The sequence below is a fragment of the Mesorhizobium sp. M0106 genome, assembly GCF_040322715.1.
Classification (GTDB): Bacteria; Pseudomonadota; Alphaproteobacteria; order Rhizobiales; family Rhizobiaceae; genus Mesorhizobium.
Window position 1 is genome coordinate 1 of record NZ_JAMYUA010000071.1, and the last position, 19,640, is coordinate 19,640.

13 protein-coding genes and 6 pseudogenes are annotated in these 19,640 nt (G+C 57.6%); 10 read left to right on the plus strand and 9 right to left on the minus strand.

Translation table 11 applies throughout. The annotated features are described in order from the left end of the window. The 3 genes from NKJ55_RS33340 to NKJ55_RS33350 all read right to left on the minus strand — a co-directional run. A partial coding sequence (locus tag NKJ55_RS33340; protein WP_352453597.1) for an ABC transporter permease subunit occupies positions 1 to 1,738 on the minus strand: 1,738 nt, incomplete at its 3' end. Then, positions 1,723 to 2,844 carry an ABC transporter substrate-binding protein gene (locus NKJ55_RS33345; RefSeq protein ID WP_352453598.1) on the minus strand — a complete coding sequence of 374 codons (1,122 nt, stop codon included), beginning with the start codon at positions 2,842 to 2,844 and terminating at the stop codon, positions 1,723 to 1,725. The genes NKJ55_RS33340 and NKJ55_RS33345, both read right to left, overlap by 16 nt. A gap of 17 nt (positions 2,845 to 2,861) precedes the next feature. Next, positions 2,862 to 4,040, minus strand: coding sequence for an ABC transporter ATP-binding protein (locus tag NKJ55_RS33350; protein ID WP_352453599.1), 1,179 nt, complete (start codon positions 4,038 to 4,040; stop codon positions 2,862 to 2,864). A gap of 328 nt (positions 4,041 to 4,368) precedes the next feature. Between NKJ55_RS33350 and NKJ55_RS33355 the strand changes: the two are divergent. From NKJ55_RS33355 to NKJ55_RS33375, 5 genes and pseudogenes are all read left to right on the plus strand, one after another. Further along, positions 4,369 to 5,253 (plus strand): annotated as a pseudogene (locus NKJ55_RS33355) (DDE-type integrase/transposase/recombinase); the annotation flags it as partial. Positions 5,254 to 5,380: 127 nt separating this feature from the next. Then, positions 5,381 to 5,630: pseudogene (locus NKJ55_RS33360) on the plus strand (IS110 family RNA-guided transposase); the annotation flags it as partial. A 497-nt stretch (positions 5,631 to 6,127) separates the two neighbouring features. Then, entirely contained in the window at positions 6,128 to 6,328 is a 201-nt protein-coding gene (locus NKJ55_RS33365; RefSeq protein WP_502904541.1) for a recombinase family protein, read from the plus strand. A gap of 248 nt (positions 6,329 to 6,576) precedes the next feature. Next, positions 6,577 to 6,801, plus strand: a pseudogene (locus tag NKJ55_RS33370) (transposase domain-containing protein); the annotation flags it as partial. Between the two features lie 2 nt (positions 6,802 to 6,803). After that, the gene (locus tag NKJ55_RS33375) at positions 6,804 to 7,037 is read left to right on the plus strand and encodes a hypothetical protein (protein WP_023778258.1); all 234 of its coding nucleotides are present in this window, start codon (positions 6,804 to 6,806) and stop codon (positions 7,035 to 7,037) included. A gap of 37 nt (positions 7,038 to 7,074) precedes the next feature. On the opposite strand, the pseudogene NKJ55_RS33380 reads toward NKJ55_RS33375, so the two are convergent. From NKJ55_RS33380 to NKJ55_RS33405, 6 genes and pseudogenes are all read right to left on the minus strand, one after another. Then, positions 7,075 to 7,242 (minus strand): annotated as a pseudogene (locus tag NKJ55_RS33380) (IS481 family transposase); the annotation flags it as partial. Between the two features lie 159 nt (positions 7,243 to 7,401). After that, positions 7,402 to 8,730 (minus strand): FMN-binding glutamate synthase family protein, encoded by a 1,329-nt coding sequence (locus NKJ55_RS33385; protein WP_352453601.1) that lies wholly within the window; start codon positions 8,728 to 8,730, stop codon positions 7,402 to 7,404. Further along, positions 8,730 to 9,491 carry a GltB/FmdC/FwdC-like GXGXG domain-containing protein gene (locus NKJ55_RS33390; protein WP_352453602.1) on the minus strand — a complete coding sequence of 254 codons (762 nt, stop codon included), beginning with the start codon at positions 9,489 to 9,491 and terminating at the stop codon, positions 8,730 to 8,732. Before NKJ55_RS33390 ends, NKJ55_RS33385 begins: the two co-directional genes overlap by 1 nt. A gap of 3 nt (positions 9,492 to 9,494) precedes the next feature. Further along, positions 9,495 to 10,391, minus strand: a complete 897-nt coding sequence (locus NKJ55_RS33395) for a class II glutamine amidotransferase (protein ID WP_352453603.1) — start codon at positions 10,389 to 10,391, stop codon at positions 9,495 to 9,497. Between the two features lie 23 nt (positions 10,392 to 10,414). Further along, positions 10,415 to 11,812: a type III glutamate--ammonia ligase gene (gene glnT / locus NKJ55_RS33400; protein ID WP_352453604.1), complete on the minus strand. Its 1,398-nt coding sequence runs from the start codon at positions 11,810 to 11,812 to the stop codon at positions 10,415 to 10,417. Between the two features lie 750 nt (positions 11,813 to 12,562). Next, a pseudogene (locus NKJ55_RS33405) lies at positions 12,563 to 12,864 on the minus strand (transposase); the annotation flags it as partial. A 2,095-nt stretch (positions 12,865 to 14,959) separates the two neighbouring features. Between NKJ55_RS33405 and NKJ55_RS33410 the strand changes: the two are divergent. The 5 genes and pseudogenes from NKJ55_RS33410 to NKJ55_RS33430 form a co-directional block, all read left to right on the plus strand. Further along, positions 14,960 to 16,156 carry a histidine decarboxylase gene (locus NKJ55_RS33410; protein WP_352453605.1) on the plus strand — a complete coding sequence of 399 codons (1,197 nt, stop codon included), beginning with the start codon at positions 14,960 to 14,962 and terminating at the stop codon, positions 16,154 to 16,156. 157 nt (positions 16,157 to 16,313) lie between these two features. Continuing rightward, positions 16,314 to 16,499 (plus strand): gamma-glutamyl-gamma-aminobutyrate hydrolase family protein, encoded by a 186-nt coding sequence (locus NKJ55_RS33415; RefSeq protein WP_352453607.1) that lies wholly within the window; start codon positions 16,314 to 16,316, stop codon positions 16,497 to 16,499. Between the two features lie 11 nt (positions 16,500 to 16,510). After that, positions 16,511 to 16,711, plus strand: coding sequence for a gamma-glutamyl-gamma-aminobutyrate hydrolase family protein (locus tag NKJ55_RS33420; protein WP_352453606.1), 201 nt, complete (start codon positions 16,511 to 16,513; stop codon positions 16,709 to 16,711). 614 nt (positions 16,712 to 17,325) lie between these two features. Next, the gene (locus NKJ55_RS33425; protein WP_352453608.1) at positions 17,326 to 18,621 is read left to right on the plus strand and encodes an ATP-grasp domain-containing protein; all 1,296 of its coding nucleotides are present in this window, start codon (positions 17,326 to 17,328) and stop codon (positions 18,619 to 18,621) included. A gap of 235 nt (positions 18,622 to 18,856) precedes the next feature. Then, a pseudogene (locus NKJ55_RS33430) lies at positions 18,857 to 19,561 on the plus strand (transposase family protein); the annotation flags it as partial. Between the last annotated feature and the right edge of the window lie 79 nt (positions 19,562 to 19,640).

The window sequence follows — 19,640 nt, forward strand, 5'->3', positions numbered from 1 at the left end:
TCGAAACCGCAGCAATCGTGGGCGTGATCTCTTCTCGAATTCCCGACCACATCTTGATCGGCAGGGTCGTGGTATCGGGTCCGCTCATGTAAAGAGACAGCACGACTTCATCAAAGGAATATAAGAAGGCAAAGAACCCGGCGACTATCAACGCCGGACGGATAAGCGGGAGTACGATTCGCCAGATCGTAACGATCCGTGACGCCCCCAAACTTGCGGCAGCTTGCTCGAGTCTTATGTTCTGGGACTGCAGGCTTGCGGCGACGATCAGCACTACCAGTGGAACGGCCCCGATGCTGTGCGCCGTCACCAGCGCGAGAGACGTGTTGATGAGATGCAGTCGCGCAAAGAGGAAATAGAGTGCCACCGCACTAACGATCGTCGGCACGATCATCGGTGCGAGCAATAGCTGGTATCCGACCCGGCGCATTCGCGGACTGCCGCGCACGAGTGCCATTGCAGCCGCTGAACCGACGGCAAGACTTACACACGCGACTGCTATCGCAACTCCCAAACTCTGCCACGTCGCAGAAAGCCACGCTGCGCTCGTGAAATAGATCTCGTACCATTGTAGCGACAGACCGGGAGGCGGAAAGTCGAGGAAGCGTGAGGAGCTGAATGAGATCGGAACAATGATCAGTATGGGACTGACGAGGAAGGCAATAAGGATCAAGCTTAACCCGCGCAGTAGCTTGCCACCAAGCGCCGCACGCTCAAAACTTCTAGCGATGTGGGCGGGAAAGCGGACCCCATGTCCGACGGCGCGCATCAGGGCAGTGACGAAGTCAACGAAGTGGATGTAAGCGCTGGTCGAATGACGAGCAGTGAATCCTGCTGATTGGGCAGTCCCCTGCTGAGAGCTGAGCAAGCGTTCGCTATCGACGAAATAGTTGGAAATCGAATAAAGTACGAGCGTGATCGCGAGCAGCACGGTAGCAGCGGTGGCCGCAAGCGGCCAATTAAGCGTGCCATTCACATAAATGTCGATCTGCATCGGCAGTATCATTGTGTTCCGACCGCCGAGCAGCACGGGCGTGATGTAGAAGCCAACTGCGAACACGAAGACGAGTAGCCCGGCCGCGACAACGCCCGGAGCGCTCAAAGGAAAGAACACGCGCCAAAAATTCTGTGTCGCGGAGGCTCCGAGCGAGGAAGCGGCACGAGTCAGACTGTATGGAATCCCTTTCATTACGCTGATGAGTACCAGGACCGTATAAGGCATGAGGATGTAGACCATCGCTATGAGCACGCTGAAATCATTGTAGATGAGGTCGACAGGCCTTTCGGTGAGGCCGGTTGCCATCAACAGCCGATTGATTACACCAAAGCGCCCGAGGAGCACCATCCATGCATATGTACGCACGAGGTAGCTCGTGAAGAACGGCAACACAACCGCAAGCAATAGCGCACCGCCGAGCCAGGTGCGGGTTGAGACGATCCAGAAGGCGAGTGGATATCCTAATAGAAGGCAGATCAGTGTGACTTTTGTTGCCAGCGCGAAGGTGCGGGCGAGGACGATCCAGTTCGTCGGGTCACCCAAGAACTCTTCGTAATGCGCGAAGGTCGGTTTGGGATCGAGCAGGCTGAGAGAGAGGAGACCGACAAGTGGGACAAAGAAAAAGATCCCGAGCAGAAGCACTGCCGGAGCAAGCAAGAGGGAGGCTTCGCGGTTCTGGATCGGCCATGCGATGGCCGATCTCAGGGGATGGTATAAGGTGCGCATTAGCTGGCGATCCATTTCGTCCAGCGATCTACGAGCACTTCGGTATTGGTTTTACCTGAGGGCGATTCGACCTGCCAGTATGCCAGATCCACGAAGAACTGTTTGTCGATGTTCTCGGGCGCAGTGGGTAGCTGCGCGGCGATCCTGGGCTCGATGTACTTGAAGGCTGCGCGGTTCATAGGACCATAAAAGATGAGATTGTTGAGACGAGCTTGCGCCTGCGCGGAGGCTTGGTAGGCGACAAACCGCATGGCCGCGGCCCGATTTTTGGTACCCTTTGGCACGACCCAATAAGACGGGGTAAGCTCCCCTTCGTTCCATTGGTAATCAACGGCGGCGCCTTGCGCCTTAAGGGATACCATTCGGCCATTGAATGCCGAGGACATCGCAACCTGCCGATCCGAGAGAAGCTGACCCGGTTCGGCGCCCACTGTCCAGAATTTCGTTATGTGCGGCTTGATACGATCCAGGGACGCAAACGCCTTGTCGAAGTCGATTGGGTACAGCTTGTCCATCGGAACCCCGGCCGCCAGCAACGCAAATTCGATTGTGCTAGGATCTCCGCCCCCCGCAACTGCCGCCCTGAGCGAGCGTGGCCCGGGAAACTTGCTGGCGTCCCAAAACTCGGCCCATGAGCGCGGCCGTGGCTTGTCGGCCGGGTATTCGGCCGTTGAGAACCCCATCACAGTGCTGTAGACTAACGAGCCAACGCCGTATTTTGTCTTTGCTTCAGGCACAAGGTTGTCCAGCGTTTCCTTGTCGAACGCGCCATAGTCGATTTCCTCGAGGTACTTGGATGCATCCGGCCGATGGCCGTAGGAGCTTACCTCAACCACGTCCCACTGCACGTTGTTGCTATCGACCTGCACCTTGAGTTTCGCGTCATCTTCCGGCGACACATAAGTCACCTTGATGCCCGTTTCTTGCTGGAAGGGATCAATAATTGCTTTGCGGATGGACTCCTCATACGATCCGCCGCCGGAGACTACGACAAGTGTCGATTCTTGCGCCCGCAAAATCCCTGGAGCACCGATCGCGAGCGCCGCTCCGCCGGCCGCAGCGCCGATTCCCTTTAGCGCCTGACGCCGGGTGGGTCGACTGGAGTTGATGTAGTAGGTCATGAGCTCTCTCCTTTGTGTTATGAAGGCAGGATCGCCATGCGATCTGCAGCTGTAGTCACGCGCAACAAAGCTTCGTCATTGTCGGGTACACCTTGGCTTGGGCGTTTCGCCTCATCAGAAAGAAGCCGTGCATCCCGCGCATCCCAACCGATCTTCACTTTCTCGCCGATTTGGAATCGCGGAGTGGAGGCGCGATACGCTACGGCTACAGTGAGAAGTACCGGAAGAGCGGCACACAAGCGGATTTGGTACTTGACAACGTGTCCCCGGTAGACGGCCTCTTGGACCACACCTTCGAACTCGTTGTCAGCGCGCGAACCGGCAGCAAGCGGGATAATCTTCTCGGGTCGGATCATGAGGATCACGGGTCCCGTCTGGCGCTCGAATCCCTGCCACGTCGCACGAACCTGCAGGCCAGCCACATCGAGAAGGGGCCCCTGATCTGTTTTTCCAATCAGACGAGCGTCGAGGAAGTTCGATTCGCCAATAAAGCTCGCGACAAAGCGGCTTCGGGGAGTCTCATATATTTCTTCCGGGGTTCCGATCTGTTCGACTTTTCCCTCATTCATCACCACGATCCGATCAGACATTGTCAGCGCTTCGCTCTGGTCATGGGTGACAAAGACCATGGTTGTTCCAACAGATTTCTGTAGACGCTTGAGTTCGAGCTGCATGTTCTCTCGAAGCTGTTTGTCAAGTGCACCAAGCGGTTCGTCCAAGAGGACTAGGCCCGGGCGGAACACAAGCGCTCGCGCCAATGCAACTCGCTGTTGTTGGCCGCCGGACAGCTGGTGAGGCATGCGCGCTTCGTAGCCACCGAGCTGGACAAGACTGAGCGATTCGTTGACGCCGGCTCGAAGCTCTGAGCCGGATACTCCGCGCATTTTTAGCGCAAACGCGACGTTCTCGAGAACAGAGAGATGGGGAAACAGCGCGTAGCTCTGGAACACCACACCGATGTTGCGCCTGTGCACTGGGAGCCTGGTTACTGGTCGAGCACCGATAAAGATCTGGCCAGCAGTTGGTGTTTCGAACCCCGCGACCATCATCAACGTGGTTGTTTTGCCGGAGCCGCTTGGCCCTAAAAATGAGATGAACTCCCCAGCCTCAATCTGAACCGAGACCTCGTGAACCGCTCGCACGCTGCCGTACTGTTTACAAAGTCGCTCTAACCGCAGCGCTTCACCTGTGGACATCCATACCTCCGCATTGCCCGTCGATGGGGTGCATCTGTTGTTCCGCGGCTCTTATGGCTGTCAACGACCACGGAATCGGGACCCTGGTTTTTGGCGCAAAGACCCAGCATTCGATGAAAAATCACATTATGGCCGCTTCGCGGGCTTGGCCACTTGGCGCGTTCAGTTGGTCCAGCATCAATCCGCCGGCGGCTTACGTCCAACACAATTTATGCATTGTCGTCATCTGGAAACGAGATGAGAGTTGGCTCCGCAAATTCGGACGGTGGCATAAGTGGATTTTCTGCCTGACGGCGGCGAGGCTTCTCGCTGCGAATCAGGATTAGACATGACGAAGAGAAGCCACCGGACGCATTCACCGGCTTTCAGGCGAAGGTGGCTTTGACCGCCGTGAAGGGGGGAGAAGACGCTGGCCGAGCTGGCGCAACAGTTCGACGTTCACCCGAACCAGATCACGACCTGGAAGAACCATCTGCTGGAAAGCACGGCCGGGGTGTTCGGGCCGGACAAGGCGGGGCGACCGAAGCGCCGGTCGATTTGAAGGCGCTGCATGCCAAGATGGGCGAACTGACACTGGCCAAGGATTTTTTAGACGGCCCGCTCAGCAAAGCCGGCCTGTTGAGCGCAAAACGATGATCGACCGCGAGCCCGCCTTTCCGACCGTCGGGCAAGCCAATATTCTCGGCCTTGCCCGCAGCACGGTCTGCTATAAGCCTCGGCCGGTTTCGGCCGAGGACCTGGGCTGATGCGCCGGCTCGACGAGTTGCATCTCGATTAGCCCTTCGCCGGGGCGCGGGTGATCTAACCGTATCTGTTGCGCGGGATGGAGATCGCACGGCCGAACCATTCTGGGCGATGGACACCAGCTAAATCCCGATGCGGCGCGGCTTCGTCTCGTTTGGCAACTGTCGTCGAAGTGTTCAGCCGGCGGATGCTGGCCCATCGGGTCTCAATCACGATGGAGGCGGCGTTTAGCGTCGAAGCACTCGAGGAGGCCCTGGCCAGACATGGCCGACCCGAGATCTTCAACACGGACCAGGGCAGGCAGTTCACCAGCCTGGAGTTCACAGACGTGCTGACGGCGGCGAGCGTGTCCATCAGCATGGATGGAAAAGGTGCCTGGCGCTACAACCGTCTTCGTCGAGCGGCTGTGGCGCACGATCAATACGAGGAGGTCTATCTGCGCGCCTACGATAGCGTATCCGAGGCCCGCAAAGCAGCGTCCGCATCATGGCGTCACCGCATAGGCACGCCCGACGCGATTATCCTAGCCTGGATTGATTGTAACGCGGCGTCAATCCGAGAGACGGCCCTACGGCCTTCGAATTCCTGAGGCGCGCAAGGATAACATGGTTTCCAGACGGTTGGTGACCGGCCCCGTCCTTGCACTGGCGTTCAACGCCACGGTCGACATTCCTTATAAAGCCGCGCAAGTTTTCTGACGGTGGTGAAAAAGTGGTCATGGTTGAAGGCTTGGGGGACGAACATCGCCAAGTTGCTCGTAGATTAGCGGTTATCATGCATAGGCTATGGTCCGACGGCAGTGAGTTCCACTGGGCGCGAGAGAATACAGCAGCGGTGAAATTATAGCCGGTCATCAAAGGAAAGGGAAAGCCGCTAACGGGATCCGCCAGGGGTGGATCAATGTCCTTCGCGGGACGAAGGATGAAGAGACGTGCCGGGACTCGTATCGATGTGAGCAAGGTGAGAACGCTGTTTAGATCAAACCTGAGTCTGGATCTGAGCCATCGAGTTCCCCAATAGCGCTGGGCGCCAATCCCAAAGGTCTGATCAAAGCGCTCGCCGATCTCTCGCTGGAAGCGGCGGGCCTCGAAACCGTTCAGATGTCGGGAGGTGATCACGAGTATCAAGATCACGCCTGACCACCTCGGCCGCACCGCGGTCCTCTATATTCGCCCATCGACAATGTCGCAAGTCATAGGGAATCTCGAAAGCCAGCGGCGGCGATATGACTTGGCACAGGCTGCGGAAACCGCTGGATTTAAGTCGGTGATGGTAATTGACGACGATCTTGGCCGCTCGCGTTCGCGGGATGATGCCGCGGTCTATTTGAGCGACTTGTGGGGATGGTGTGTTCGGGTGACGTCGGTGCCGTCTATTGCATCGAGGCGTCGCGGCTGGCACGCAATGGACGCGACTGGCATCCCTTGATCGACCTTTGCGCCCTGGCCGGCGCGTTGGTCATCGATCCCGGCGCCTATAATCCGCGGCTGGTCAACGACCGCCTGCTGCTCGGATTGAAGGGACGATGTCGGACCATGAACTGAGCCTGCTTCGCCAACGTGTCGCCGCTCGCGATTCCAATGCCCAGCGCGGCGAGTACCGCTTTATGCTTCCACCCGGCTTTTGTTGGAATGAACTCGTCAAGATCAAAATCGATCCCGACGAACTTGTGGCTGGAGTTGTTCGACTCGTCTTCACTAGCTGTTCTCGCAGCGAAGCCGGCGTCCGAAATACGGGTGCCAACGGTAATGGACCTCGACCCCCTGCCCAACATGGGCAGAATGACCCCGAGATGGCTCTCGGCAGAAAGTCCTGGCTGTTCTGCGGTTCCGATCGCGGCGGCCAGCGCGCTGCCGTTCTCTACAGCCTGATCGTCAGCGCCAAGTTGAATGACGTCGACCCTCAGGCCTGGCTCGCCGACGTCCTCGCCCGACTGCCCGCCTATCCGGCACATCGGATCGATGATTTGCTGCCTTGGAGATCCGCACAACTGCGGACCCAACCAGCGGCGGCCTGATCATGCAGCGCAATAAGGTGCATCACGTCTATACCGTCGAACGTGTCGCCAGGGACCTCGGCGTCAGCGAAGCGCTCATCCAGGACCTGACCCTCGGTCTCGAGCCCGAGGACGGCGTCATCTGGGTCTACGGCGCCAACGATGACGACGGGATCTTGGCCTTCACCGATGAAGGCATCGAGGAGGTCAAACTCCTCCTCGAAGAATATCATCGCGTCTCACCATCGAAAGCTTGACGGCACCGCGGTGCTCAGGTGCTCATGGCCACCGGATAGGCACGTCTGCGGTCTTCACGGGATGCGTACGGCCCTTCCACTTCGCAACGGTCTTCTGATTGGTCCCATAGCGCTTGGCCAGCGCTCTCAGGCTGTCTTGACTATGCTGTATCGCTCGACGGACCGCCTCTGTCGTCGTGGCGCTCCCATGGAGAATCTGGCCCATAGCGCACCCTTGATTCGGACGACAAGAATGCCCCATCGCCCCATCAAAGGGATCAAACATCTAACAGCCCGCTTGCAAATCTCGCAAGACACGGTCTGAGGCTGTTGACGCGATGTCAGGTAGACCGCGATCACAGGCTCGAAAACAAGGCCAAGTTGGTTAGTGTCCCGGTATCCAATCTGTCCCCGCAAGGGGAAGCTGTGTCATGGCGGCTGCCTCGACGGTCAGGGCGACAAGATCCTCCGGCTCCAGGTTGCGCAGGCGGCTCTTGCCGCACGCACGCGCGATCGTCTGCGCTTCGAGCGTGATGACCTTGAGGTAATTCGCAAGCCTGCGGCCGGCGAGCACCGGATCGAGCCGCGCCGAGAGAGAGGGATCCTGAGTGGTGATGCCTGCAGGATCTTTCCCCTCGTGCCAGTCGTCATAGCAGCCGGCGGTAGTCCCCAGCATACGGTATTCGTCCTCATAGCCGGGGTCGTTGTCACCGAGAGCAATTAACGCGGCGGTCCCAATCGCGACCGCATCCGCTCCCAGTGCAAGGGCCTTGGCCACGTCGGCGCCGCTACGTATCCCGCCCGAGACAATCAATTGTACCTTTCGATGCATGCCAAGATCCTGGAGGGACTGCACCGCGCTCCTGATCGCCGAAAGAAGCGGAATTCCGACATGCTCGATGAAGACATCCTGTGCCGCAGCGGTGCCGCCCTGCATTCCATCGAGGACCACGACGTCAGTCCCGGCTTTCACAGCGAGAGCAACGTCGTAATAAGGTCGGCTTGCACCGATTTTCAGGTAGATCGGTTTTTCCCAGCACGTCAGTTCGCGCAGCTCCAATATCTTGATTTCCAGATCATCAGCCCCCGTCCAGTCCGGGTGCCGACAAGCAGATCTTTGATCTATTCCCTTCGGAAGTGCTCGCATCATTGCGACGCGGTCGGAGATCTTCTGCCCAAGCAACATGCCGCCGCCCCCCGGTTTGGCGCCCTGCCCTACTACAATTTCGATTGCATCCGCCTTGCGCAGGTCGTCCGGGTTCATGCCGTATCTTGAGGGCAGACATTGATAGACGAGTGTCTTGGATTGGCCTCGCTCTTCCGGCGTCATGCCTCCGTCGCCCGTGGTGGTGGACGTGCCCGCCAGACTTGCTCCTCTGCCGAGCGCCTCTTTGGCCTGAGCCGAAAGAGCGCCAAAGCTCATGCCTGCGATTGTTACGGGGATCGCGAGCTCAATGGGTTTTTTGGCAAAACGGGTCCCAAGGGAAACACCTGTGTCGCATCGTTCCCGATACCCCTCTAAGGGATAGCGTGACATTGATGCGCCCAGGAATAGAAGATCATCGAAATGCGGCACTTTTCGCTTGGTGCCGCCCCCGCGAATATCGCAAATGCCGGTCGCGGCCGCGCGCTGGATTTCGGCGATGGCATGTGCGTCAAAGGTGGCGGATGGGCGAGGTGGAATGTAGCCCCACGTCTTCTTAATCGTGTTCATCAATACGCCTCGGCATTGTCGATGTGGAAGTTGTAGAGCTTGCGGGCAGACCCATAGCGCTGGAACTCCGACACGTCGATCTTATGCGCCTCGCTAGCCTGCTTGAGGAGAGTAAAGAGTTCGGCACGATGCTCGTCCCTCAGTTCCTTTTCGATGCAGTCTGCCCCAAGACTCTCGACTGTTCCGCGAACGTAGATTCGGGCCTCGTAAATCGAATCGCCCAAGGCTTCGCCGGCATCCCCAAATGCAACCAGACGGCCGGCTTGGCCCATGAACGCAGAGAGGTGGCCGATATCGCCCTTCACAATGATGTCCACGCCCTTCATGGAGATGCCGCAGCGGGCGCTCGCATTGCCGTCGATCAGGAGAAGGCCTCCATTGGCGGTAGCGCCAGCACCCTGGCTCACATCGCCCTTCACATGGATCAGGCCGGACATCATATTTTCACCGACACCCTGGCCGGCATTTCCGTCGATAATAATGCTGGCCAACTTGTTCATGCCGCCGCAATAATAGCCCACGTGGCCTGCGATCTCGACATCGAGAGGCGCGTCGATCCCGACCGCAATCGCGTGGGCTCCGTTGGGGTTCAGGATCCGATAGGACGACTCGTCCGTCTTCGTAGCGCTGCCGAGCGCCTGCAATGTCGCGTTAAGATCTCGCAGCGAAGTCGTCAGAAGATCGATCTTCTGGGTGTAATTGGACGATTGAAGCTGATTCAAATCGCGTCGCGACCATTTGCCGATCTCGATCTCTTTCATTCTCTAGTGCTCCCAGAAGTACGGTGTCGCGGGCTTCGGCTCGAACACCCGCGCGTCTTTGATCCCCGGCAGGGATGTCAGGCTGCGATACTCGGATGCAAGCGCCACATAGTCGTGGGTTTCGGCCATTACCGCAGGCTTGCAAGCGATAGGATCGCGCAGCACGCCGAATCCGTTCTTGGTCCCGACCACAAAGGTGAAAAATCCATCGAGATCGTCCAGACTCGATTTGAGAGCCTCTCCGAGCGCTCTCTCCCGTTTCAACTCGCGGGTCAGGTAGGCTGCGGCGACCTCGCTATCGTTGTCCGTCTGGGGCACGATCCCGTCGCGCTTAAGCTCACGTCGAAGCGATGCATGATTGGAGAGCGACCCGTTGTGGACCAGGCATTGATCGGGTCCGGTACAAAAGGGGTGAGCACCCGTCGTAGTCACTGCGGACTCGGTCGCCATCCGGGTGTGGGCAATTCCGTGTGTGCCAGAGATGGATGCAATTTCGAACGCTCGCGCCACGTGGTCGGGATAGCCTACCTCCTTGTAGATCTCCAGATTGCCCCCCTCGCTCAGTATCCGCACATCGTGGGCGTTCTCGAAGAGCCAATCGCGGCACAGCTTCGCAACATCGGTTGGCACCGTCAGGACGGCATTCGTGTAACGGCTCGTCACCGAAACCGGCGCACCTAGTGATCGTGAGAGCATGTGTCCAAGCGCTTCAAAGTCGGACCTTTCCCCTATAGAGGTCAGCGTCAGTTTCGCTTTTCCTACTTCCTCTGCCGTATACAGGGCAAAGCCGGCCGAGTCGGGTCCGCGGCTACACAGGGTCGAGGTCATACCAGTAAGCAACTCCCCGAGTTGCGGCTGAAGTCGCGTTCCTTTGATAAACAGGCCTGCAATTCCACACATCTTGCTCTCCGGCACTGATAAGTTCAGAAGAAGTTGAGGTACCTTTCAACTTCCCAGTCGGATACGTGGCGGTGGTATTCCAGCCACTCTGATCTCTTCAGGGATAGGAACTCTTTGATGACTGGCTCCCCGAGAGTGCCAGCCAACAACTGATCGGCCTCCAGGGCATCGAGCGCTTCGGTGAGCGTCTGCGGAAGCAGATCTAAGCCCATCTCCTTGATTGCCCCGAGCGTGAGACCGTAGAAGTTGACGTTTCTGGGCGCACCCGGCTCGAGCTTCCGCTCAATTCCATCGAGACCGGCGGCAACAAGCGCAGCCGTTGCGAGGTACGGATTCATGCTGCTGTCGCCAGTGCGAATCTCAAGCCGGCCGTAGGGAATTCGCGCCATGGCGGTGCGATTGTTGTCGCCGTAAGCGATGCAAGCAGGAGCCCATGTTGCGCCTGAGGCCGTGCCACCGACGTCCAGACGCTTGTAGGAGTTCACGGTCGGCGCCAGAAGCGCTGTTAACCCCTTAGCATGTGCGAGCACACCGCCCAGGAAATGATAGGCGAGCTTGCTCAAGCCCATTCCATTTGGGTCTGCGTCATCGTGAAAGAGATTCCGCCCGTCCGCGTCGGCGATGGAGCAATGGATATGCATGCCGCTGCCGGTCGAATTACTGCGCGGCTTCGGCATGAAGGAGCAGATGGCGCCGAGATCATGCGCGATTTCCGAGGCCGCCATTTTAAAGAAGACGATCTGGTCGGCCGTCTTTAGAGCATCGGCATATTTGAAGTTGATTTCATACTGTCCGTTCGCGTCTTCATGGTCGATCTGATAAACGTCGATTCCAACGGCCTGCAAGCATTCGGTTACGCGCTCAAGGAAGTTTCGCCCACGCATGAGGCCGCGATAATCATAAGCGGGCTTGGTAAGTATATCCGTGCGGTCGAAAGGCGACAGTTTCCCGTCTGGCTCTCGCCGAAGCAGAATGAACTCGGGCTCCAGCCCCGTATTGAGCGTCCAGCGGCGCTCAGCAAGGGCCGCGACCTGCTTCTTGAGAACGTTACGCGTATCGATCGGATGCGGCGCTCCCTTCACGGTGCCGACTCCCATCATGCGAGCATATCCGGGAGCCCATGGCGTCACCGTCAACGTATCGAGTTCGCAGACCACCATGTATTCCGGTTCATGCGGAAGGAGGCCTAGCCCGCACATGCCGGAACCAGCAAAGCCCGCGCCCTCCGTCAAAATGCAATCGAGGTGTTGCACCGGAACGGCTTTGCTCTTTACCACCCCATATAGGTCGACAAATTGCGCGAGTACATAGCGGACGCCCGCCTGCTCCAGGAAAGCTTGAGCCCCTGCGACGTCCAACTCCTTAGGCGTCGCAAGGCTCCGGGGTGACAGTGCGCCAGTCCACGCGTTGGGGCGATGCATTCGGATTTCTCCTTAGGTTGACATTTCGCAGTGTTGCGGGAACGGGTAGCCTTCTGGGCTAGATCGTCATAGTTTATTCCATTGGATTGCGAACGCACCATAGGAGTGTTCCAGCCCGAGCAGGCGAACCCCTTCGCTCACACTACAGTGAGTGCCCCGCGAGAATACGCGACGGCATCCGGATAGAGCTCGCGGGAAGGTACAAACCGTAGATGTTCTCCTCGGTCCCTTCCATTTGTCACGTAACCACAGACCTCGCAAGAAGGTGCCCGAAAACAGCTTGGCAAAGAAATCGATAAGTTCGCATTCGAAAGCATTCGAGTTGACGCGACAAGTCCCTGGTTCCAATGGATCTCCGAGGTTGTTGCCTATGAGGCTCATTAAACGCCACAACGGTTCATAATCGAAGACCTTCGCAAACGGATATCCTAAGAAAACATCCGTTTGCCTCCGGCATGGGGAGAATGATTCATCCAGTTTCTTTGATCCTGGGATTCTAGGATGATGAGCCCCCTCCGCGGCCAGAGTTAGCAAACCCTGCGACCTAGTCAGGTTCTTGTTCACGTGCGGACAAAGCTCATGCCTTGGGCGCACTACCATCAAGCATGCAGGATTTGTGCCAACGAGCGCAGCGGTAGATGCACGTGTCTTGACGAGACGCAATGTCAAGTTCGCAACAGGTTGGCGGGCTACATACATGAAGCGCGTTCGCTTTCGGACTGAGACACGTGCAGGCCCAAATGCGCGACAGGCCGCGAGGTCACGCGAGCGGGGCAAGCGTGTGGGATCGTCGATCGCCGTCATGAAAGAGAGCGCCGTCACGGGGCCAACGTCCGGAATAGCCATGAAGCGCCGACACGGCTCGCTACGCCCGACAATCTCCTCGACAGATCGTGCAGCCGGCAGTACTGTCTCCACAGCGCCGAGCGTGCTGATAGCATGGCGTCCATCAACTCGGTCGACAGCGGATCGTCTGCCACCGCCTGGCGCACCGCCTGCTCGGAGGCCCCGCGTCCGACCTTGCCCAGGCGGATGCCGAACGACTTCGGCGAGCGTATCAGCAACTGCTTACGGGTTTGTAGCGAATGCGACGGACGTGGAAAGCTCTGTTGCGGACATAGGAGCCGACGTGGAACCGAAAGCGCCGATCCTCGGCTCCATTGCTTGCTTCAAGTTTCTGCCAGCACCGGCTATTCTCGTAACCGGGATTGTCCAAGTGATGCGGAAGCAACAGGTAAGCTCCGCCTTCAAAGCCGCACGCCGGGATCTGTGAGGGTGAAAGCCGAATGGCTGAGCTACTCGACGACGGCCTGCCGTTGCGCCGGCCGCGCGAGGAGCTGACGTTGAGCGAACTTTGTCGCAGCATCGTCCATCGCTGCGGGGTTCGGTAGATCGAAGTACCGGCAGAGCTGGCCGACTGTCGCATACGGCCTCGTCGATGCCCGAAAAAGCCATTAATGCCAGCATCGTTGCACGCAGCCGAGAACACTCGCGGGTCAGCGCATCGAGATTGTCTGTATCGATAAGGACCGCCTCACACTTTTCCGCCGCGAGATAGTCGGACTGAACTGGATCACCCGACGGGTAATTGGATGAAGCCGAGACGCGTAGGCGCGCGGACGTATCGCAGGCCATTACCGTATAACCTTCAAACAGGATAAGCGCTTTTGTTGCCATTGAGCTGTGACCCCGAGCTTGCGTGCTGTGCGGCGGTCCGAGCGTAAATCTGCATCAGCTTTTAGCCTTGCTCGACCTCAGACTTGCGGTGAACGTATCAATGGCAGCGATTTGCGGGCGCAAAGATTCTGTGAATTTATTCGAAGGATCTGTTGTGATGTTTCGTTGCCGGCGCGGCGGCAGGATATAGGGCAGATCTCGGCGAAGTGCTGCCGCGCCCGTAGCGGCCTCGTGCTCTTTCTGCGCCGGGGCAGTTCAGCGCCTTGGCGATCCCGCATGCATCGGTCGCACCGACGCCTGATATGCCGATGCGCCTGCTCGATAGGACTGTTCAACTACTCGATATGTTGCTACTCGTCACGGATCGAAATCGGCGGCGAACTTGTTGGTGACCGGGAATCGGAACCGGGGTAGCGCCTCACGCGCGGCAACTCCGGCGATGCGGCGCAGGAAACCTGAAGAGTCGTAACTCTCACCAGATTGAATTCTGTCAGACCGCCCCAGCACTCTTGGCAGCTGGGATGACTTTTGGGGAAATGCATTGCCTCATCGAGGTCAGCTTACCTCACGCCCGTCAAAATTTTCGAGAAAGACCGGGCCAGGTTCGATCCGCCGCTGACCCGTGGGCGGGGGGGCTTCGTGACGCAGCCGGCCTGCACTCCAACATGGACCAGATCGGTCGAGAGTTCCGCAGAAGAGGCATCCACGTCAATCCACAAAGCAAACGCCGCTTGTCAATTAATGATGAGAGACTGGTCAATCACTGCTGAACTCCGTCGCTCAATGCTGACGTGTCTGATGAAATCATCGCAGCAAATAGCATGCCGCCTTAAGAGCTCCTGGCGTTAGGCCGTCTGCGCCCGGCAACCGGTGGCCCGGCCCTGCCGACTTATTTGGTCGGGCTTGCGACATTCTTGTCGAGCTTCGGCCACAAGAAGGTTTGCGGACAGACACCCTCACGAAGAGCGAACGAAAGAAGCGCTCGGGCATGCAAACGCACCGAACTTACACTTGCCTGCGAATGACGTTCCCGATGAAAATCCTGTCGCCGAAGCGCTTTGCGCATTGCCGACTGATCCCGGCTGGCAGACTCTGCCGCAACACCTGTCCAGCATTCCTGCGACAATGTCTGGCAACCGACACCTACCCCTGCTGATTAAGTCGTTGGATCATGTAGAGAGTTTTTTTTGAAACATTTCGGGCCAAGTCGGCATGATTTTTGAAGCTCATTGGGAGTTGCCGAACTGATATTCCTGGGTGGGTAAATTTCCGTAGTCCCGGTAAATTTCCGTAACCCCGCCGCCGACCGCGCAAACGGCCGTGGACCGCTATCACGCTGAAGTCGCTGCTTGCCTCGGATCAGTGACGCCGCGCCTAAAGGAGGCGAGTGGTCTAACCAACTTAAGTGCGCCTTAGGTCAAGCTTACCTGCCGTTTTACTAACGGACAGGGTTAATAGTGGAGCAAATCTATGAATACGACATACTACGACACAGCCAACGGCACCCTCAGTAAACATGACACTGTAGATGAAACATTTCTCCGGCTTAGAAGTACTTTCGCCGTTAGGAGCGTCAATCATCTGGGATACCCGTATAATCTCGACTTTGATGCGGAGCCAATTTCCCAATTTGCTAAATTTCTAATTAATAACCTCGGAGATCCATATGTGGGTTCACACTATGCGACTGAGGTCTGCGGCTTAGAGCGCGAGGTGGTCGATTGGGTCATGCGGATCTGGGAATGTTTTGATCCCGAAGAATACTGGGGGGCTGTGGGCGCGGGCGGAACTGAGGGCAATCTTTGGGCAATGTACCTTGCGCGCGAGACGCTTGGTGATCCGGTTCTGATACACTCCACAGAGGCGCACTATTCGCTGCCAAAGGCGGCGAAAATTCTCCGGATCCAGCCTTTGATGTGTCAGGCTGACGATTCGGGCGCCATCCGTCAAGATGTTCTCCGCGAGGTCGCTCACACAAATCGCCATCGCGGCATCATTCTCGCATTGACCTGTGGCACAACGATGAAAGGAGCGCACGATGACATCGGGGCCTGCATCAGCGTTCTGGACCAAGTCGGGATCGATCCGAGTCGCCGCTTTGTCCACGTCGATGGCGCCCTCAATGCAATGGTGCTTCCCTTTGTCGATGACTTACCGAGTGGAATCCGCCCCTCCTTCCGGCACGGGGTGGATAGCATGTCAACCTCAGGCCACAAGATGATCGGCACGCCGATGCCCTGCGGCGTGCTCGTAGTCCGACGCGAACATGTCCGTCGCGTGGCCTCCACCGTCAGCTACTTGCGTTCTGATGATACGACCTTGATGGGTTCGCGAAACGGCCACTCCGTTCTCGCGATATGGAACCGGCTGATGCGCCTGGGCATCGCCGGTTTCCGTCATAATGCCCGAACCTGCATCGAGCGCGCCGAGGGTTTTGCGGAAGCGTTATGCTCAGCCGGCGTCCCAGTACTGCTCAATCCATACTCCTTGACGGTTGTGTTTCCGAAACCATCCGACAGGCTCGTTACCGAATACCAGCTCGCATGCCATGGCAACTTAGCCCATGCGATTGTGATGCCAAACGTTAAAGCTGATCTCATTGACCGGTTTCTCGGCGATTATACTGCCGATTCGTCCTGCAATTCTCGGCAAAACGTGTTTTCATGAAAATTCATGTGGCCGAGCTGCTCCAAGATAGCAAAGACGCTTCACCTAGGGCCAGCGACACCATCCAGGATCGCCTGAGCGCCCTTATCCACAGCTTGAATCATAACCCAGCCTCAGAATGAACCCGTAGCGTTGTCAATACGGTCTTACCGGGTTTCTGACGGAACTCTACGGGGCGGCTCCGCGCCCGGCCTTTCAACAATTTATCCCGGAGCACGATACCCTTCGAATTCGCCCTTCTCGCTCAGTGCGCAATCGTTCGATGCCTATTCTTGGCATGTGTCGGAGGATGCAGCTTCTGAACGTTGTAGCACGAGGCTCGGTCTATCCCATACTCTCTTGATGAGCTTACAAATGTTTTCAACCATCGTGACGGCGCACCAAGATCAAACCGTTCACGATCCCCAATTGGAGCGCGACTCGCGCCTCTGGCAGCTCTGTGGCGAGCAACGATCGTCGTTCCGAGTAAACAGCTGTCACCACCAGGCGATCAATGGGCTGGCCCCGGAATTCGTTGTTTCCACACCCGCCAACGATGGTTTCCTCAAGGGCTAGATTGAAAGAGAGCCTGCATTGCCTACGCCGCCTACCATGCGTTGTAGCCTCAGACGCAAAGCCACCGCGCGTGAGCTAGCGTAATCCGATATGCCTGAAGTAACTCATCGCGAAATGCTTGGCGAAAGGACGATCAATATGACGTTGGCCCGTGCCCACATAAGCAGCTATCGATGCGCTATCCAACGGTTCTTCGATAGTAGCCTCCCATCTCCTCCAGAATGTTGAACAAGGCTCTCTGTTCACACCAAACTGAGCCGCGCTGAGGCGCGCCAGCTGCGCTACGCAAGTTACCAATCGCTGACGCGGTGATCGAAATCTGCATCTATCCGGTCGAAGATTAGTCGCATTGCATAGCCCCAGGCACGCGCACACTGGTTTAAACTGGGATTTGTTGAACATCGCAACTCCGAAATTGGTCGAGAACGCTCCGTGCTCGCCGCTGACAATCAAAAGGTTGCAACGGAACCTTCAAATAATTTTACGGAACCTTTGCAACCAAAGATCGCTGACAATGGTAGTTTCACCGCAATGTGTGAGGTCAGGCGCGGATAAAAGCTGATGCCTGTTCACGCTCAGATCTTCACACTGCGCGCAACCGAGGGTTAATGGCAATGGAAAGAAGAGCGCTCGTCCTGCTTGAAGGCCATAGGAGTATTGGTCTGTTGTACGTGAAAGCGGCCCAGCGGCTCGGTGTTCATCCGATCACTCTGTCAGCTGATCCAACTCAGTACGACTATCTTGCGGCCGAAGGGATTGAGGCAATCCATGTCGATACAGACAGTCTCGATGCTCTGATCCGCGAATGCTCCCGGCTGCGTGCGACCTATAACATTGTTGGCATTACTGGCTTTTCGGGTCCCGATGAGTCGGTCTATGCGACTGTCGGCAGCCTATGTCGGTACTTCGATCTACCGGGACCGAACCCCGCATCGATTGCAAAATGCTGCGACAAATTCGTTCAACGTCAACTCCTAGCGGAGGCCGGCGTTGCAATACCTGCCTATCGGTTGGCGGCGAATGCGGGGGACGTAGAAAGCTCCGCCAGGGAGATCGGCCTGCCGGTGGTCCTTAAGCCAGCCGTCGGTAGCGGTAGCAGCGGCGTCCGATTGTGCCGCACCGCCGGTGAGTTGGCCGAACATACCACCTATTTGTTGGGTGGGAAGCACATATGGCGGTCTTCGCCGAGGATACTGGTCGAAGAATTCGCACAAGGCCCGTTCTATGCTGCTGACATAATGGGAGATGAAGTGATTGGGATTGAAGCCGGCCACTTCGGCCCCCCACCGCATTTCGTCTTCCATCATTTGACCTGCCCGCCCCCGATAACTGATGACGAGTATAAGCGTATTGCCGATGTGTCGCTGAGCTGTTTGCGAGCTCTCGGCCTTGGCTGGGGGCCAACGACTGTTGAACTCCGGTGTACGAAGCGTGGCCCAGTAGTCATTGAAGTCAATCCGCGTCTTGCAGGTGGGACCAGCCCTCGGCTGGTCCAGGCCGCCTGCGGTGTCGATCTCATTACCGAGCACATAAAGCTTGTCATCGGCGACGAATGGGACTTGCGCAGAAGGCATTCGCAAATTGCGGTCGCGCAGTGCCTAAATGCTGATTGCGATGGCATCCTCGATTGGATCGATGGCGACGGTCGGGCGGCTGCTATACCAGGTGTCGCCGAGGTGAAATTGTACATGAGACCCAAGACGCCAATCGTCAGGAAAGGTGATTACCGAGATCGCATCGGACATGTCATCGCCGTTTCACCCAGCAGTGCCCAGACCGCGGAGATACTTCAGCGTGCCGTCGAATTAATAAGCTGGTCGATCACACCTTTTCCGACCCCAGGCGAACAGGAACAATCTGCGGCCTCTCACTCCCCCGCATCGGCGCACGCGGCGCCCGGTAAGGGATGACGTCGGCGAACATTGGTGCAATCGAGAGCAAGAGAGAGACGCATGTCTATGATGATACCTTTGCCGCCCGTGAAAAATTCTCTGCGAGCACGGCGGCCAGGATTTGCCGCAGCAAAATCCTCGGCAAGTCGAGCAGGTGGCGGAAGTTGTAGTCGGCAACTGACAGCACAGCGTTGATGGCGTCGTCAGTTCTATGGGCAAGATAATTGCGACGGACGAGGACTGCAAGTTCGGTTCATTGGGACGGACCACCGTCGATACGACGGTGCAGCCGAAGGCGATCGCCACCCCACCGACAGTCAACTCGACCCCAAGGCAATCCAGATCCTGGTGCGTCACGCCAAGCGGTCCGGCATCGTCCCCAGGCAGAGCCATATCCTGCTGGCCAAGGCAGCGGCAGTGAGGGCGGGTCGCTGTGCGCATGTCCGGCAGTTCCGCCGGATACGTCGCGAGCTCAAGCGCCTTTCCGCATCTCGAAGGGCAAAGCCCGCAACCCTCACGAATTCGGCTGCTAGTCGGGATCACGGCAACCAACGCGAGGGCCTCTTGCTAGCGGCCAAGGGCGTTCGAGGGTAATCCGTATGATGGCTACACACTCGCAGCAAGGGTCCGATCAGGCGGTGGAGATCGGCGGCGCCGATCTGCACCGCATGTACGTCGACAAGGGCTATCGCGGCCACGACTATGCCGGCGCGGGATCGGTGATGATCGCCGACCGCAAGCGCGGCTTGACGGCCACCATGCGTCGGGAACTGAAACGACTATCGGCCATCGAGACCACCATCGGTCGCATGAAGACCGGCGGCCGACTGGACCGCAATTTCGTTATCGGCCATGCTGGCGATGCCATCAATGCGCTGCTAGTTGCCGCAGGCAAAATCTATGCCTGATCCTCACGGTTCTCGCTCTTTGGCTCGCCTGGTGCCTGCAAGCACTCTAGTCGAAAAACGGCGAGATCCGATGCTTCCAACCGGTCTTCACGAGTTCGGAATATCAACGCGTAGCCGCTATTCAGAGCC